The organism is Clostridioides sp. LIBA-6822, from assembly GCF_056688955.1.
Genome location: NZ_CP196995.1, coordinates 195337 through 213819 on the forward strand (window position 1 = coordinate 195337; position 18483 = coordinate 213819).

Here is an 18483-nt window from a genome sequence, read left to right on the forward strand (position 1 = left end):
TTAATTATAATTTGGGTATATGCATGATAATAGGTATTAAGCATGAAATTATTGTTGTAAGTGGTTTATTACTTTTATATAGTCTTGAATACTAATAATGAAAGAAAAAATAGGATATGGAGGTTTTAGAGGGTTTATATTTATAAAAAATTTATAAAAGATAAACGGCATATAATACATATAATTTCCTAAAATTACCAACTTATGACATGAATTCACATATTAATAAACAATTAATGGAGATATTTGTGGATAGAAATAGTAGTAAAAATAGCTTTAAATAAACAAAAACAAGAGTTATTAACAGTTTTATCCACATTATCCACAGGTAGTTGTGATAATATTAATCCACATGAGTATTAAGATAACTAAAAATGAGAAATAATTCTATCAATTGAATAGAAAAAATCATAAAAGTTAATAATAAAAAGAGGATTATGAGAGTTCGTGTAGAATATATTACTAAAGTATAAATTTTCTTATACTGGCATAATTGAAGGGAGATGTACTTATGAACATAATTATATCTGGAAAACAAATCGAATTAACTGATGCAATAAAAAGTAAAATCGAAAGCAAACTAAGTAAGTTAGATAATTACATTCATCCAGACACTGATGTAAAAGTTACAGTAAGTGCTAAAAAAGCAAGACAAAAAATAGAGGTAACAATAGCTACTGTAAATGGACCTATAATTAGAGCAGAAGATATGCAGGAAAATTTATACACAGCTATAGATGTTGTATATGATAAATTAAGTAAACAATTAAAAAAATATAAAAAGAGATTACAAGATAAACATAAAGACAACAAGAGTATAAGATTCCAAGATGCAGAAATAAATCTAGCTGATGATCAAGTGGACTATGAAGATGAAAATCAAGAATTAGTAATTCAAAGACGTAAGAAATTTAGTGTTAAGCCAATGAGCGAAGAAGAAGCTGTATTACAGATGGAGTTAATAGGACATGATTTTTACATGTTCAAGAATATAGATTCAGATGAAATAGCAGTAGTTTATAAGCGTCATAATGGTGGATATGGTATAATAGAACATGAATAAAGCAATTTAGATTTAATCATATTAGCTATCGATAAATAAATTATCGATAGCTTTTTAAATTAATATTAAAAGTATAGTTTTTATGGTAAAATGAATAATAGTACAATAAAGAACGAGGAGAGATGTAAAATATGAGCTTTATGGATAATTTATTCAACATGGCAGATAAAAAAGAATTAAAAAAGTTCAATAAAACTGTTGATATAATAGATTCATTAGAACCTAAATTTGAATCTATGGCAGACTCGGAACTTAAAAATATGACAAATATATTTAAAGAAAGATTAGCAAATAATGAAAGTATAGATGATATACTTCCAGAAGCTTTTGCAGTAGTTAGAGAAGTTTCTAAGAGAGTGTTAGGACTTAGACACTATAGAGTCCAAATGGTTGGAGGTATAGTGTTACATCAAGGAAGAATAGCCGAGATGAAAACAGGTGAAGGTAAAACTTTGGTTGCAACTGCTCCTGTTTATTTGAATGCCCTTACAGGAAAAGGTGTACATGTTGTAACAGTAAATGATTACCTTGCAAAACGTGATAGAGACCAAATGGCAAAAATATATGAATTTTTAGGAATGAGTGTAGGCGTTATTGTGCATGGTCAAAATCCAAAAGTTAGAAAAGAGCAATATGATTGCGATATAACTTATGGTACAAATAATGAGTACGGATTTGACTACTTAAAGGACAATATGGTAATACACAAAGAGCAAAGAGTTCAAAGAGGATTAAATTATGCTATAGTGGATGAGGTTGACTCTATACTAATAGATGAAGCTAGAACACCACTTATCATATCTGGACCTGGCGACAAATCAACTCACTTATATTCAGATGCAAATACATTTGTGTTAACTCTAAAACCAGATGATTACGAATTAGAAGAAAAAGATAAGGCGGTATCTCTAACAGCATCAGGTATACAAAAGGCAGAAGTATATTTTAACGTTGACAACATAACAGATATATCTCATACAGAGTTATATCATCATATAAATCAAGCTTTAAGAGCACATGTAATAATGAAGAAAGATGTTGATTATGTTGCTAAAGATGGAGAAATAGTAATAGTTGATGAGTTTACTGGTAGACTTATGTTTGGTAGAAGATATTCAGAAGGTTTACATCAAGCAATAGAAGCTAAAGAAGGTCTTAAAATACAAAGAGAATCTAAAACACTAGCTACTGTAACATTCCAAAACTACTTTAGAATGTATAAAAAACTTTCTGGTATGACTGGTACAGCAAAAACAGAAGAAGAAGAGTTTAAAGCAATCTATAAAATGGATGTTTTCCAAGTACCTACCAATAAACTTATGATAAGAGAAGATTTACCAGATTCTGTATACAAAAGTGAAATAGGTAAATTCAATGCTGTAGCACAAGAGATAATTGAAAGACATAAAGTTAATCAGCCAATACTTGTAGGGACAGTATCAATAGAAAAGTCAGAATTATTATCACAAATACTAAAGAAAAAAGGCATTAAACATGAAGTATTAAATGCTAAACATCATGATAAAGAAGCAGAGATAATAGCACAAGCTGGTAGACTTGGAGCTGTTACAATAGCTACTAATATGGCTGGTCGTGGTACAGATATAGTTCTAGGTGGAAACCCGGATTTCTTAACTAAGAGAGAAATGAGAAGAAATGGATTTAAAGAGGAAATAGTAAACAGAGTAGATACTCCAATAGAAGGGATACCTGTAAAAGGGAATGAAACTCTATTTGAAGCTAGAGCAGAGTATGAAAAACTATTTGAAAAGTTTAAACAACAAACACAAGAAGAACAAAAACAAGTTGTAGAAGCAGGTGGACTTGCTATAATTGGTACAGAGAGACATGAATCTCGAAGAATAGATAACCAGTTGAGAGGTCGTGCTGGTCGTCAAGGTGACCCAGGTAGTTCAAGATTTTATATAGGTCTTGATGATGACCTTATGAGATTGTTTGGAAGTGATAGGATATCTGGAATTGTAGATAAAATAGGCCTTGAAGAAGATATGCCGATAGAACATAGAATATTATCTAAATCTATTGAAGGAGCACAAAAGAAAGTCGAAGGTAAAAACTTTGGAATAAGAAAACATGTACTTCAATATGATGATGTTATGAATAAACAAAGAGAAATAATATATGCAGAAAGAAAACGTGTATTAGAGGGTGAAGATTTACAAGAACAAATACAATCAATGACTCATTCTATAATCGAAGAGGCAGTGACTCTTTATACACAAGATAAAGGGTTTGATGAAGACGGATTTAAAGAGCATATGTATAATCTGTTCTTACCAAAAGGTAGCATAGAAATACCAGAAATAGAAAAGCTTAATCCAGTTGAAATAACAGAGAAAGTTTATGAAATAGCTATGAAGATATACACTTCAAAAGAAGAACAAGTAGGCTATGAAAGAATGAGAGAGGTTGAGAGAGTAATCTTACTTCAAGCTGTTGATAACCATTGGATAGACCATATAGATGCTATGGACCAATTACGTCAAGGTATCGGGCTTCGTGCTGTAGGTCAGCAAGACCCGGTTATTGCTTATAAAATGGAAGGTTTTGACATGTTTGATGAAATGAATAAACATATCAAAGAAGATACTGTAAGATATTTATTTAATATAACAATAGAAACTCCAGTTGAAAGAAAAGCAGTTGTAGATGTTGAGAATCTATCTTCGCCATCAGATGGAACGCTTCCAACAAGCAAAACGGTTAAAAAAGATGAAAAAGTTGGAAGAAATGACTTATGTCCTTGTGGAAGTGGTAAAAAATATAAAAACTGTTGTGGTAGATAATCTTGGAGGATTAAATGTTAAAGATACAAGAGTATAGACATAGTGTGGAGCAGATAGCTTCAAATTTAGAAGAATTGAGGGTTTCTCTTTGACATAGCTTCATTGATGGAAAAAATACAAATTAATGAAGAAAAGATGAACAAACAAGACTTTTGGAACGATAATGAATTCGCTCAAAGAGTACTTCAAGAAAATAAATCTTTAAAAGAGACACTAGAAGAATATGAAAGTTTAAAAAATTTATTAGAAGATATAGAAGTATTGATTGAAATAGGTCTAGAGGAAGAGGATGACTCTGTAGAAAAGGATATAGAAAAGTCCATAGAATCAATAGAGGAAAAATTATCTGAAATTAAAATAAAAACTCTTCTAAGTGGAGAGTATGATAAAAATAATGCTATATTATCTATAAACGCTGGTACTGGCGGTTTGGATGCTCAAGATTGGGCTCAGATGCTTTTGAGAATGTATATAAGATGGTCAGAAGGAAAGGGTTATAAAGTTAAGCTTTTAGATATAATATCAGACCCTGAAGCTGGGATAAAGACAGCTACAATCCTTGTAGAAGGAACAAACGCTTATGGATACTTAAAGAGTGAAAAAGGGGTTCATAGGTTGGTGAGAATATCTCCATTTGACCCATCAGGAAAAAGACATACTTCATTTGCATCTATAGATGTAACACCAGAGTTAGATGAGAATATAGAAGTAGAAATTAATCCATCAGATTTAAAGATAGACACATATAGAGCGTCTGGAGCTGGGGGGCAGCATGTAAATACAACTGATTCAGCAGTTAGAATAACACATGTTCCTACAGGTGTAGTAGTTCAGTGTCAAAATGAGAGGTCTCAGCATCTAAATAAAGATAGAGCTATGAGATTTTTGATGGCAAAACTGATAGAACTAAAAGAATTGGAACAAAAGGAAAAAATAGAAGATATACAAGGAAAATATTCACAAATAACATGGGGTAGTCAAATTAGGTCGTATGTTTTTCAGCCATATAAATTGGTTAAAGACCATAGAACAAATGCTGAGTTTGGAAATGTAGACAGTGTAATGAATGGAAATATAGACCTATTTATTAATGAATACTTAAAAATGAATAAAACAGTTTAATAAATATGCACTGTAATTAAGATATATGTATAAGAAGGTTAGTGCTTACTATGCACTTACAGCACTTAGGCTGAGGACGACAACCCTCAGCCTTCGTTCTGTTTATTATACTTATGAAAAAACTAACATTAGGAGTGAAAAAATTGGATATAAATCAAATCTTAAAAAAAGAATTTAATCTTAGAGATGAGCAAATAAATAATACATTAAAACTTATTGATGAGGGTAATACAATACCATTTATAGCTAGGTACAGAAAAGAAATGACTGGTGAGATGAGTGATGTTACACTAAGAGAATTTCATGAAAAATTGATGTACTTAAGAAACCTTCAAAGTAGAAAAGATGATGTAGTTAGACTAATAGATGAGCAAGGCAAGTTAACAGATGAAATAACAAAAAATATAGAAAAAGCAAAGACATTACAAGAAGTAGAAGATATCTATGCTCCATATAAACAAAAGAAAAGAACTAGAGCAACAATAGCTAAAGAAAAGGGATTAGAAAATTTAGCATTGTCAATACTAGAGAATAATCTAGATAGTATAGAAGTAGAAGCAAAGAATTATATAGATGAGGAGAAAGAAGTTCTTTCTGTTGAAGATGCATTAAAAGGAGCTAGAGATATAATTGCAGAATTAGTTTCAGATGATGCTAAGATTAGAAAATATATAAGAGAATTAGCATTAAGAGAAGGCATGATAGTTAGCAAAAGCTCTACTGATGAGAAATCAGTTTATGATATGTATTATGATTATAATGAAGCAGTAAAGAGCATGGCTCCACATAGAGTCTTGGCAATAAATCGAGGAGAAAAAGAGAACTTCTTAAAAGTTAAGTTAGAAATAAATAATGATAAAGTTTTAAATTACATAATAAATGAATATGTAAATGATAAAAATTTCAAAAATAAGGAAGAAATCGTAAGCTCAATAGAAGATTCTTATAAAAGATTAATTTTTCCATCAATAGAAAGAGAAATAAGAAATCATTTAACAGAAATAGCTCAAGAAAGAGCTATAAGTGTATTTGGAAAAAATGTTAAAAGTTTATTGCTTCAACCACCAGTTAAAGACAAAGTAGTTATGGGATTTGACCCTGCATTTAGAACAGGATGTAAAATAGCTATAGTAGATAAAAATGGTAAACTATTAGATTATACAACAGTATACCCAACAGACCCTCAAAATGATGTGGAAGGGGCAAAGAAAGTTTTAAAAGGATTGATTGAAAAATACGATATAGATATAATTTCAATAGGTAATGGTACTGCATCTAGAGAATCAGAAACTTTTGTATCAGAAATGATAAAAGAGATAGATAGGGAAGTACAATATGTTATAGTTAGTGAGGCTGGAGCCTCTGTCTATTCAGCATCTGAACTTGCAAATGAAGAACATCCAGATATAAATGTATCAATAAGAGGAGCTATATCTATAGCTAGAAGATTACAAGACCCATTAGCAGAGCTTGTAAAAATAGACCCTAAAAGTATTGGTGTAGGTCAATATCAGCATGATTTAAATAAAAAAAGACTAGAAGAAGTATTAGATGGTGTTGTTGAAGATTCTGTAAATAGTGTTGGAGTAGATTTAAATACAGCATCATACTCTCTATTAGAACATATTGCAGGAATAAGTAAAGCTATTGCAAAAAACATAATAGCATATAGAGAAGAAAATGGAGATTTTACATCGAGAGTACAACTGAAAAAAGTAAAACGACTTGGACCTCAAGCATTCACTCAATGTGCTGGATTTATGAGAATCTTAGATGGTAAAAACCCACTAGATAATACAGGTGTGCATCCTGAAAGTTACGATATATGTAAAAAAATGATTGAGATAATAGGGTATTCTCTAGATGATATAAAAAATAAAAATATAGAAGAAATAGATGAGAAAATAAAAGAGATTGGTCTAAAAGAATTAAGTGAAAAGCTAGAAGTAGGTCAAGTTACTTTAAGAGATATTATAGCTGAAATTAAAAAGCCAGGAAGAGACCCAAGAGAAGAAGGAATAAAACCTATTCTTAGAACTGATGTCTTAAAAATTGAAGATATACAAGAAGGCATGTCTTTAAAAGGTACAATTAGAAATGTTGTAGATTTTGGTGCATTTGTAGATATTGGAATAAAAAATGATGGGTTAGTTCATAAATCAGAAATGAGTAATAGCTTTGTAAAAGACCCTATGAGTATTGTTACAGTAGGAGATATAGTTGATGTAAAAGTTATTGGAATTGACTTAAACAAAAAAAGAGTAGCTTTATCAATGAAAAAATAAACAAGTTTATGTATTGTTATTTTGAATTCTATATTTGTAAATACAACTTATAGTAGGTATGAGTATCAAAAATTAAAAAAGTATATTGTAAAAAACAATGTTAAAAAGAAGTAAGATAGTCTTGAAAATCAGGAGGAAAATGAATGATTTTTATAAAAAATGGTAAAATAAACACCATAACAAATGGAATAATTAAAGGCGATATCCTTATAGATGAAGGAAAAATAATAGAAATAGGAGAAGACTTAATAGCACCATTAGATGCAGATATAATAGATGCAAGTAATAAACTTGTGTTCCCTGGATTTATAGATGCTCATACTCATTTGGGTCTATGGGAAGATGGGATAGGTTTTGAAGGGGCAGATGGAAATGAAGAAACTGACCCAATAACACCACAATTAAATCCTATAGATGGAATCAATCCAATGGATAGAACATTTAAAGAAGCTTTTGAGGGTGGTATAACTTCTGTTTGTACAACACCTGGAAGTGCAAATGTTATGGGAGGTCAATGTATAGCTATAAAAACACATGGAAAAAGAATTGATAAAATGGTAATAAAAAATCCAGTTGCATCTAAAATAGCATTTGGAGAAAATCCAAAAAGTTGCTATGGTCAAGATGATAAATCTCCTCAAACTAGGATGGCTATAGCAGCCTTGCTTAGAGAAAATTTAAAAAAGGCGGAAGAATATCTAGAAGAGATTGATTTATATGAAAGTCATGATGATGAAGACTGTGAAAAGCCTGAATATGACATAAAAATGGAAAGTTTAATACCTGTGCTGAGAAGAGAAATTCCTTTCAAGGCACATGCTCATAGAGCTGATGATATGTTTACAGCAATAAGAATTGCAAAAGAATTTAACTTAAAACTTACATTAGACCATTGTACAGAGGGCCATCTTATTGTAGATGAATTAGTAGAAGAAGGATTTCCTGTGATAGTAGGTCCATCTTTGTCAGAAAGGTCTAAATTTGAACTTAGAAATCTGACATTTAGTACAGCTGGAATACTTTCAAATGCAGGTCTTGATGTATGTATAATGACAGACCATCCAGTAATACCAGTTCAATATCTTCCAATATGTGCAGGCATAGCAGTTAAACATGGTATGAAAGAAGAAAAAGCAATAGAATCAATTACAATAAATCCAGCTACAGCTTTAGGAATAGGAGACAAAGTAGGCTCCATAGAGGTTGGCAAAGATGCAGATATAGTAATTTGGGACAATTCTCCACTAGAGATTCAAAGTAATGTACTTTACACTATAATAAATGGCAAAGTAGTATATGAGAAAAAATAACTTGACAATTATTAAAAAATTAACTAATATAAGAGTGTAAGGAAAATTAAAAAATCAAAGAAGATCTTCGGGGCAGGGCGAAATTCCCTACCGGCGGTATAGCCCGCGAACTACTTAGGTGGTTGATTTGGTGAGATTCCAAAGCCGACAGTAAAGTCTGGATGAGAGAAGATATTTATGGAATATAAATAAGTTTATTTTAGTTTGTTTAAACTATATCCATAAAAACTCGAAGATAGGATCTTCGAGTTTTTTGTTTTTCCTAAAAAATATAAACTATTGATTAGGAGGAAAGTAGTTATGCAAAATACAGTAAAAAGAGGTAATATGATTTCAACAAGAACTTTGGTGGTTATGTCAATTTTATCTGCAATATCTTATTTATTGATGTTTATTCAAGCACCAATACCAGGTATTTTTCCAGATTTCTTAAAAATTGACTTATCAGATATCCCAGCAATATTTGGTGGTATGTCTTTAGGACCATTGGTTGGATTTGGTGTAGTTGTAGTAAAAAATATACTACAAATGATAACAGCAACAACAACTGGAGGAGTAGGAGAATTTGCAAATATATTAATTGGTGGTTCTTATGTACTTATACTTTGTTATTCATATAAGAGAAGTAAAGATTTAAAGGGTGTAGTAATTGGATTTGTATTAGGGACAATAGCTATGACTATAATTGGTTCATTGGTAAATTATTTTGTAATGCTGCCACTTTATGGGCAATTAATGGGACTAGATGCTATAATAGGCCTAGGCTCAGCTATAAATCCTCAAGTTCATGATTTATTTACTTTTGTAATTTGGATGATAGCTCCATTTAATGTATTAAAGGCTGTTATAATATCTTTAGTAACATTACCACTTTATAAAAAAATGGGAAATGTAATAAAAAAATAATTAGACAAGAAAATATAAAATTTTAAAATTAAATGTATTGAATAGCCATAATTTATTTATAACTTCGGTCCTATATTGTGATTGATATATTAAATAGATTATGGCTTTATTAATTTATCAAAAATTGTATATAAAATAAGAAATATTTAGGCAAATTTAATTTTTAAAATAAAGGAAGAATTAAAACGATTAACTATTAAAATACTAAAAAGGTATCTATAATACACAGAGCGAATTCATAATAAATAAAAAATAAAGATATTATAAAAAATAAATAAAGATTTATGCTTAATTTTTTAATAATATCTAATTTAATAATGATAGGGGTGTAGATAGATGAGTATATCTAAAAAATTGAAAAAATTATTTTTAGATGATAAAGGGTATTATTTTAATAGTAATTGGGAAAATATTCATATAAGTGTTGATAACGAAGAGTTGAAAATGCCTTTAAAGTATATTACAAATGAATACATTGAAAATATGGAAAGTGTAAAGTATGATTATCGTGAATTAAAAAATATAAAAAATCAAACTGATGGGATGTGTATTCTAGCGATAAGGCAAAACTATAAAGCCCTAGAGTATGTAAAAAAGCAAACAGAAGAATTATGTTTAGAGGCAATAAGGTATAACTATAAAGCACTAAAATATGTAAAAGAACAAACAGAGTATATATGTCTTGAAGCTATAAAAAAGGATTGTAATGCACTTAAGTATGTAAGAAACCAGACAGAGAAGCTTATTATAAAAGCAATAAGATATTCTTCAAATATAGATGTTGTAAGTATACTAAAAGCTTTAGAGGTTCAAACAAGAAGTATATGTTTAGAAGCAATTAAAAAAGATGGTAGGTGTCTTGCATATGTTAGAGAACAGAGTGAAGAACTATGTATAGAAGCGATTAAGCAAAACTATAAAGCATTACAATATGTAAAAAATCAAACAGATAAGATGTGTATGGAAGCTGTAAATCAAAATGGTATGGCACTGCAATATGTAAACAAACAAAAAGATGAAATATGTATGGAAGCTGTCAAACAAGATGGAAGAAGTCTGCAATTTGTTAATAATAAAACAGAGGAAATATGTATAAAGGCTATAAGATATTTAGATAAAAAATATAATATTAAAGATGTGTTAAGTTACATAGATAATTATACAGAAGATATATGTATAGAGATTGTAAGACAAAATGGTAAGATGTTAATGTATATAAAAAATCAGACAGAAAAAATGTGTATTGAAGCAGTGAAAGAGAATTATAAGTCTCTTAAGTATGTAAAAGAGCAATCTGAGAAAATATGCAAAGAAGCTTTAAAGCAAAGTTGTAAGGCAAAAGAGTATATAAAAATTATTATTGAAGACTGTATATAATGTCTAGATATGGCCATCAATAAAAAAAGATAAATAGAAGTACTTTATAATAGTCTAGGCTTATACTATAATTAATTAAGCAGTGATATAAATTCACATGACGATTATATCAAAATGGAGATGAATTGATGGCAAAAATATATTTAGAAAATGAAAATAAAACTAGAGAAATAGGATATAAATTAGGTAAACTTTTGAAAGAAGGTAGTGTTATCTGTTTAGTAGGAGATTTAGGGGCTGGGAAAACTACAATGACACAAAGCTTAGCAGATTCATTAGGTATAAAAGATTATATAACAAGTCCAACTTTTACTATAATAAATGAATATGAAGGCAAAATATCTTTGTATCATTTTGATGTTTACAGAATAGGTAGCAGTGATGAAATGTATGATATTGGATATGATGAATATATAAATTCAAAGGGAATTTGCATAATCGAATGGGCTAATCTAATAGAAGATATACTTCCAGAGGAATATTTAAATATAGAATTAAAGTATAAAGATGATGGAAGAGAAATGATATTAACTCCAAAAGGAGATTTTTACAAAGAAATAGTTGAGGAGTTGACTAAATAATGAAAATACTAGGTATGGATACATCTTCTATGGCAGCAAGTGTATCAGTTGTAGAAGATGATAACTTAATATGTGAGTTTACAGTGAACAACAAGAAAACTCATTCGCAAAAACTTATGCCAATGATAGAAAGTATGTTGAACATGAGTGATTTAAGTATAAAAGATATGGATTTATTAGCTGTATGTATAGGGCCTGGGTCATTTACAGGTCTTAGAATAGGTATGGCCACAGTAAAAGCTATGGCTCATGTAAATAATATACCAATAATAGCAGTGAATTCTTTAGAATCTCTAGCAAATAACATGAATCTATGTGATAGGAAGATATGTTGTATATTAGATGCGCAGAAGAATCAAGTCTATTCAGCTAAATATAAACTTGAAAATGGAGAGCTAATAGAATTAGAGGGTGTTAATGTTGTGGAATTTGATACTTTATTAGAGGAAATAGTATCAAGTGATGAAGAATTTATAGTAGTTGGAGAAGCGGTATATAAGTATAAAGATAAGTTAGAAAATATAAAAAATGTAAAAATACCATCACCAGCTAATAATGTATCTAATGCAGGAAGCTTATGCTCTTTGGCATTAAGTAAATATAATAAAAATATAGATGTACATACTTGTTATACAATAAATCCTATGTATATCAGAAAATCTCAAGCTGAGGTACAATACGATGAAAAAATGAAGAGGCTAAATGATGAAAGATAATACAAAACTAATAGTAGATGATATAAAAATAGAAGAAATGACTATTAAAGATATAGATGAAGTTTTTGAAGTAGAAAAAAATTGTTTTGAAGATTATTGGTCAAAAGAATCTTTTAGAAAAGAGTTATCTAATGAAGTAGCAAGGTATATAGTAGCTAAACTAGATGGAAAAGTTGTTGGATACGTGGGAATTTGGCTTATACTTGATTAAAAAATAGCTACGCACACTCGTGACTTTAGTCGTGAGTTAGTAGCTAAAGTAGTCAGCATATAGGGAAACTTATATGTAGAGATAGGAAAGAACCTATCCAATACTACTTGAATTGCTGGAAACCCCTAAAGCTAACTAAACTAAAACATAAGGATGAAATAAACCTAAGTGTGAAAGTTACGAAAGTAGAAAAAATTGGTTAGATGGTATAAGGTTAAACCCTAAGTACTTTAAAATGGGCAATCAGCAGGTAAGCTCCGAATAGGAGAAACTTCAACGACTATTCCTCTTGAGGGAAGTACACTACAAGCTATTGGTAGTGGAAGTGGGTAGACCTTAACGGATAATGCCGAAGGATAAGATATAGTCTGTGCTTGCATGAAAATGTAAGAAGTTCATAAGAGAACTGCATAGGTAGTAGCGAACTTATGTGAACGACAACCTCAAAAATGATAAAAGTTAAGGGCTTACAGTTCTTATATATGTTATTTAAAAAATAAATATGAAAACCTTCAAAATACTTGTTTTAAATGTTAATATTATGATGGGTGATGAATAATCAGAAAAAACAAGTAAAGTGAGGTGATAGTAGTGGAAAAGTCATATAAGTTTAGAATGTATCCAAATAAAAAACAGCAAGAGTTAATTAATAAAACTTTTGGATGTTGTAGATTTGTATATAATAAATATCTTGCTAAAAAAATAGAAGTTTATGAAAACGATAAAGACATTTTTACTTATAAACAGTGTAGTTCTGATTTGACCAATTTAAAAAAGGAATTAGAGTGGCTTAAAGAACCTGACAAATTTTCACTACAAAACACCTTAAAAGATTTAGAAAACGCATATAAAAAATTCTTTAAAGAAAATGCAGGATTTCCTAAATTTAAATCAAAGAAAACTAATAGGTTTTCATATAGAACTAACTTTACAAATGAAAATATTATGCACCTTGGTCAATATATAAAATTACCTAAACTTGGTATGATCAAAGTAAGGGATAAACAAGTACCTCAAGGGAGAATACTTAATGCTACAGTATCCAAAGAACCAAGTGGTAAATATTATGTATCATTATGTTGTACTGATATAGATATTAAAGCATTTGAAAATACTAATAGTCAGATAGGTTTAGATTTAGGAATTAAAGAATTTTGTATCTCAAGTTGTGGAGAATTTATAGAAAATCCTAAGTATCTTCAGAAGTCATTAAACAAACTTGCAAAATTACAAAGAGAATTATCAAGAAAAACAATTGGTAGTTTAAATAGAAATAAAGCAAGGTTAAAAGTTGCAAGACTTCAAGAACATATAGCTAATTGTCGAGAGGATTTTCTACAAAAACTATCTACTAAATTAATACGAGAGAATGATATTATTTGCATAGAGGATTTACAAGTAAAGAATATGACTAAAAATCATAAACTATCTCGCTCTATTTCTGATGTGTCATGGTCAGAATTTGTCCGTCAATTAGAATACAAGGCTAATTGGTATGGTAGACAAATTGTAAAAGTAGGTAAATTCTTTGCAAGTTCACAAATATGTAATAAATGTGGGTACAAAAACGAGGAAATGAAGAATTTAAATATAAGAGAATGGATTTGTCCTTGTTGTAATGTAACTCACAATAGAGATATAAATGCAAGTATAAATATACTAAAAGAAGGACTAAGACTAATGACAGTTTAAAATAAATAACTTATGTAAGAACCGTAGGAACTACGGGGATAGCTTGTGGAGAATTGGTAAGACATATTTTAGTATGCAAAATTCTATGAAGCAGGAACCCTGTGACTTTAGTCATGGGAGGTTCAGGAGGGGCATATAAATAATGTGGCTGTTCATAGTGACTATAGAGGCAAAAAAATAGGAGATAAGTTAATAAAAGGTATAGTTGATTTATGCAAAGATAATAATATTGCATCTATGACACTAGAAGTTAGAGCATCAAATAAAATAGCACAAAATTTATATAGAAAATATGGATTTAAAATGGGTGGAATAAGAAAAGAATACTACAGTGATAATAAAGAAGATGCAATTATAATGTGGAACCAATTAAAAGAGGTGTAGAGTTTATGAGTGATATAATAACATTAGCTATAGAAAGTAGTTGTGATGAAACAGCTGCATCAGTTTTAAAAAATGGTAGAGACGTACTTTCAAACATAATCTCTACTCAAATAGAGACACATAAAAAATTTGGTGGTGTAGTTCCAGAGGTAGCTTCAAGAAAACATGTGGAAAATATTGATATAGTTGTTCAGGAAGCTTTAGATAAAGCAAATGTAGGATTTAATGACATAGACCATATTGCAGTTACATATGGACCTGGTCTAGTAGGAGCCTTGCTAGTAGGCTTATCTTATGCTAAAGCACTTGCATATACTTTGAATATACCACTTGTAGGAGTAAATCATATAGAAGGTCATCTAAGTGCAAATTATATAGAGCACAAGGATTTGAAACCTCCTTTTATAACATTAATAGTATCTGGAGGTCATACTCACTTGGTTGAAGTCAAAGACTATGGTAAGTATGAAATTTTAGGAAAAACTAGAGATGATGCATCTGGAGAGGCATTTGATAAGATTTCAAGAGCAATGAATTTAGGTTATCCAGGAGGTCCAATTATTGATAATCTCGCTAAAAAAGGAAATAAACATGCTATAGAATTTCCAAGAGCTTATTTAGAAGAAGATAGCTACGACTTTAGTTTTAGTGGATTAAAATCTTCTGTATTAAATTATCTAAATGGAAAAAGAATGAAGAATGAAGAAATAATAGTTGAAGATGTAGCAGCATCTTTTCAAGAAGCTGTAGTAGAAGTTTTATCGACTAAAGCACTAAAAGCAGCAAAAGATAAAGGCTATGATATTATAACCCTTTCTGGTGGAGTTGCTTCCAATTCGGGTCTAAGAGCTAAAATAACAGAGCTTGCAAAAAATAGTGGGATAATTGTTAAATATCCTCCTCTAATTTTATGCACAGATAATGCAGCTATGATAGGGTGTGCAGGATATTATAATTTTATAAATGGTAAAACACATGATATGAGTTTGAATGCAGTTCCAAATTTAAAGATAAATCAGTAATATAAACTAAATTTATAAGTATATTAAGGATTTGTTTCAAAAAAGTAACTAGAAGTAAAATTGAATATAATAAAAATAAATATAGTATATATTAAAACTTGAAGTAAAACTATGTATAACATTTATATTCTAATGAATTGCAACGTGTTTAGAATATAAAGGTCATCTTTAGTCTGAATTTGCTTCAAGTTTATTTTTTTGTAGAAAGATTATTTTAAAAAGTGGGTAATGTACCCTTTTTTTCTCCTATTAAAAAGTCTTATACTAATTATAGAAAGATTAAGGAGGGGAAGAAATGAGTCAAAGTAAAGAAGACAAGATAAGAAGTATTTTAGAAGCAAAAAATATTAAGGCAAATTTTCAAGATAAAGAAAATTTAGATGAATTTAGTGAAAAAAAGGCAAGTAAAAGAGCTGATGATTTATTAAATGTATATTATAATACATTATCTACAGCTGATATGGAATTTCCATATTGGTATAATAGAGAATATAGAAAATCAGATGGTGATATACCTGTAGTTAGAAGAGCTAAGGCTCTTAAATCTGCTTTTTCTCATATGACACCAAATATAATACCAGGCGAGAAAATAGTAATGCAAAAAACACGCCACTATAGAGGGTCATTCCCAATGCCTTGGGTAAGTGAAAGTTTCTTCGTAGCTCAAGGTGAACAAATGAAGGAAGAAGCAAATAAGTTGGCTAGTAATACAGCAGATGAACTTACAAAATTTGGTTCTGGTGGGGGAAATGTAACTGAAAGTTTTGGAAATGTTGTTTCAATAGCTGGTAAGTTTGGAATGAGAAAAGAAGAAGTACCTGTACTTGTAAAAATGGCTAAAGAATGGGTTGGAAGATCAGTTGAAGATGTAGGTTTTCATTATGAGAAAATGATGCCAGATTATGATTTAAAAGAAAAATTAATGAGTACGCTTATTTGTATGTTTGATTCAGGATATACACTTCCTCAAGGTAGAGAAGTTATAAATTATTTTTATCCTTTGAATTATGGATTAGATGGAATCATAGAAATGGCAAAAGAATGTAAGAAAGCAGTTGCAGGAAACGCATCTGGAGATGGACTTATTGGAATGGACCGTCTATATTTCTATGAAGCAGTTGTTCAAGTTATTGAAGGATTACAAACTTGGATTTTAAATTATGCAAAACATGCAAAATATTTAGAGAGTATAGAAAAAGATTTGGAAGCTAAAAAAGAATATTCAGATTTAGTGGAAATATTAGAACATATTGCACACAAACAACCTCGTACATTTAGGGAAGCGCTTCAATTGACTTATACAATTCATATAGCATCAGTAAACGAAGATGCTATATCTGGTATGTCTATAGGTCGTTTTGGTCAAATCTTATATCCTTGGTATGAGCAAGATATAGAAAAAGGAATAATTACAAAAGAAGAAGTAATTGAATTATTAGAACTTTATAGAATAAAGATTACTTGTATTGACTGTTTTGCTTCAGCAGGTGTAAATGGAGGAGTATTATCAGGAAATACATTTAATACATTATCTATAGGTGGATTAAGAGAAGATGGTTCTACAGGAGCAAATGAATTAGAAGAATTACTATTAGAAGCAAGTATGAGATGTAGAACTCCTCAACCTAGTTTAACTATGTTGTACGATGAAAAACTTCCAGAAGATTTCCTAATGAAAGCTGTTGAATGTACAAAGCTTGGTTCTGGTTATCCAGCATGGGTAAACAACTCAAATGGAACAACTTTTATGATGAGACAATTTGCTGATGAAGGTATGACTGTTGAAGAAGCTAGAGCTTTTGCATTAGGTGGATGTCTAGAAACATCTCCAGGATGTTGGAAACAGTTAACTTTAAATGGAAAAACATATTCTATAGCAGGTGGAGCAGGGCAAACAGCTGGTTCTGGAGTACATTTTTTAGCTAATCCTAAAATATTAGAACTTGTTCTTATGAATGGTAAAGACCATCGTATGAATGTACAAGTATTTGAACCTCATAATAAACCTCTAGATACATATGAAGAGGTTGTAGAAGTATTTAAAGATTATTATAAACAAGCAATAAATGTTCTTGAAAGAGCAAATAATATTGAGCTAGATATATGGAGAAAGTTTGATACCTCTGTAATAAATTCACTATTAAAGCCAGATTGTTTAGACAAAGGTCAACATATAGGAAATATGGGATATCGTTATAATGCAACATTAAATGTAGAGACTTGCGGTACTGTTACTATGGTTAATTCATTTGCAGCACTTAAAAAACTTGTATATGATGACAAATCTTTTACACTTGAAGAAATGAAAGAGGCTATTTTGAATAACTTTGGATTTAAAGATGCTTTAGAAGTTGGAAATTATTCTATGGCAGACCAAGTAAAAGTAGATGAAACTGGTAAATATGATGCTATTTACAAGGCCTGTCTTGATGCACCTAAATATGGAAATAATGATTTATATGCAGATAGCATTCTTAAAAACTATGAAATATGGTTAGCAAAAGTATGTGAAGAAGCACAATCTTTATATGCTAAAAAGATGTACCCTTGTCAAATATCTGTTTCTACACACGGTCCACAAGGAGCTGCTACTTTAGCTACTCCAGATGGTAGATTAAGTGGGACAACATATTCAGATGGTTCAGTTTCTGCATATGCAGGAACTGATAAAAATGGTGTTTATGCATTATTTGAGTCTGCAACTATTTGGGACCAAGCGGTAGTTCAAAATTCTCAAATGAATTTAAAACTTCACCCAACAACTATTAAAGGACAACAAGGTACTAAAAAATTATTAGACTTAACAAGAAGTTACTTAAGAAAAGGTGGCTTCCATATACAATACAATGTTGTGGATTCAAAAACATTAAAAGAGGCACAGAAAAATCCTGATAATTATCGTCAATTAATGGTGCGTGTTGCTGGATTCACTCAATACTGGTGTGAATTAGGAAAACCAATACAGGACGAAGTAATTGCTAGAACAGAGTATGAAGGGGTGTAAAAT

Annotated in this window: 13 protein-coding genes, 1 pseudogene and 1 riboswitch; all 14 genes and pseudogenes read left to right on the forward strand. The window is 30.0% G+C overall.

Annotation, left to right across the window (positions count from 1 at the left end):
• Positions 1–511: 511 nt before the first annotated feature.
• The 14 genes and pseudogenes from hpf to hpdB all read left to right on the forward strand — a co-directional run bounded on the left by hpf (position 512) and on the right by hpdB (position 18480).
• A complete protein-coding gene (gene hpf / locus ACTG48_RS01285; RefSeq protein ID WP_021382565.1) occupies positions 512–1063 on the forward strand; it encodes a ribosome hibernation-promoting factor, HPF/YfiA family in 552 nt (183 codons plus the stop codon).
• A 131-nt stretch (positions 1064–1194) separates the two neighbouring features.
• Positions 1195–3870, forward strand: coding sequence for a preprotein translocase subunit SecA (gene secA, locus ACTG48_RS01290; protein WP_021382567.1), 2676 nt, complete (start codon positions 1195–1197; stop codon positions 3868–3870).
• Between the two features lie 14 nt (positions 3871–3884).
• A protein-coding gene (gene prfB / locus ACTG48_RS01295) for a peptide chain release factor 2 (protein ID WP_479917890.1) occupies positions 3885–4992 on the forward strand; the annotation gives its coding sequence in 2 pieces (ribosomal slippage) (positions 3885–3959 and positions 3961–4992; 1107 coding nt in all).
• 143 nt (positions 4993–5135) lie between these two features.
• On the forward strand, positions 5136–7277 hold the full coding sequence (locus ACTG48_RS01300) for a Tex family protein (RefSeq protein ID WP_479917891.1): 2142 nt from the start codon (positions 5136–5138) through the stop codon (positions 7275–7277).
• A 143-nt stretch (positions 7278–7420) separates the two neighbouring features.
• Positions 7421–8587 (forward strand): amidohydrolase, encoded by a 1167-nt coding sequence (locus ACTG48_RS01305; RefSeq protein ID WP_479917892.1) that lies wholly within the window; start codon positions 7421–7423, stop codon positions 8585–8587.
• Between the two features lie 59 nt (positions 8588–8646).
• Positions 8647–8764, forward strand: a riboswitch (FMN riboswitch).
• Between the two features lie 123 nt (positions 8765–8887).
• On the forward strand, positions 8888–9493 hold the full coding sequence (locus ACTG48_RS01310; RefSeq protein ID WP_169469729.1) for an ECF transporter S component: 606 nt from the start codon (positions 8888–8890) through the stop codon (positions 9491–9493).
• 336 nt (positions 9494–9829) lie between these two features.
• The gene (locus ACTG48_RS01315) at positions 9830–10870 is read left to right on the forward strand and encodes a DUF4116 domain-containing protein (RefSeq protein WP_479917893.1); all 1041 of its coding nucleotides are present in this window, start codon (positions 9830–9832) and stop codon (positions 10868–10870) included.
• 128 nt (positions 10871–10998) lie between these two features.
• Positions 10999–11451 (forward strand): tRNA (adenosine(37)-N6)-threonylcarbamoyltransferase complex ATPase subunit type 1 TsaE, encoded by a 453-nt coding sequence (gene tsaE, locus ACTG48_RS01320; protein ID WP_479917894.1) that lies wholly within the window; start codon positions 10999–11001, stop codon positions 11449–11451.
• Positions 11451–12167 (forward strand): tRNA (adenosine(37)-N6)-threonylcarbamoyltransferase complex dimerization subunit type 1 TsaB, encoded by a 717-nt coding sequence (gene tsaB / locus ACTG48_RS01325; protein ID WP_021382564.1) that lies wholly within the window; start codon positions 11451–11453, stop codon positions 12165–12167. Before tsaE ends, tsaB begins: the two co-directional genes overlap by 1 nt.
• The gene (locus ACTG48_RS01330; RefSeq protein WP_021382561.1) at positions 12157–12378 is read left to right on the forward strand and encodes a GNAT family N-acetyltransferase; all 222 of its coding nucleotides are present in this window, start codon (positions 12157–12159) and stop codon (positions 12376–12378) included. The genes tsaB and ACTG48_RS01330 overlap by 11 nt, the downstream gene beginning before the upstream one ends.
• 582 nt (positions 12379–12960) lie before the next feature.
• Positions 12961–14070 (forward strand): IS200/IS605 family element RNA-guided endonuclease TnpB, encoded by a 1110-nt coding sequence (gene tnpB / locus ACTG48_RS01335; protein ID WP_479917895.1) that lies wholly within the window; start codon positions 12961–12963, stop codon positions 14068–14070.
• 120 nt (positions 14071–14190) lie between these two features.
• Positions 14191–14454 (forward strand): annotated as a pseudogene (rimI, locus tag ACTG48_RS01340) (ribosomal protein S18-alanine N-acetyltransferase); the annotation flags it as partial.
• 5 nt (positions 14455–14459) lie between these two features.
• Positions 14460–15476 (forward strand): tRNA (adenosine(37)-N6)-threonylcarbamoyltransferase complex transferase subunit TsaD, encoded by a 1017-nt coding sequence (tsaD, locus tag ACTG48_RS01345; RefSeq protein WP_479917896.1) that lies wholly within the window; start codon positions 14460–14462, stop codon positions 15474–15476.
• Between the two features lie 295 nt (positions 15477–15771).
• Entirely contained in the window at positions 15772–18480 is a 2709-nt protein-coding gene (gene hpdB / locus ACTG48_RS01350; protein ID WP_021382585.1) for a 4-hydroxyphenylacetate decarboxylase large subunit, read from the forward strand.
• Positions 18481–18483 lie beyond the last annotated feature (3 nt).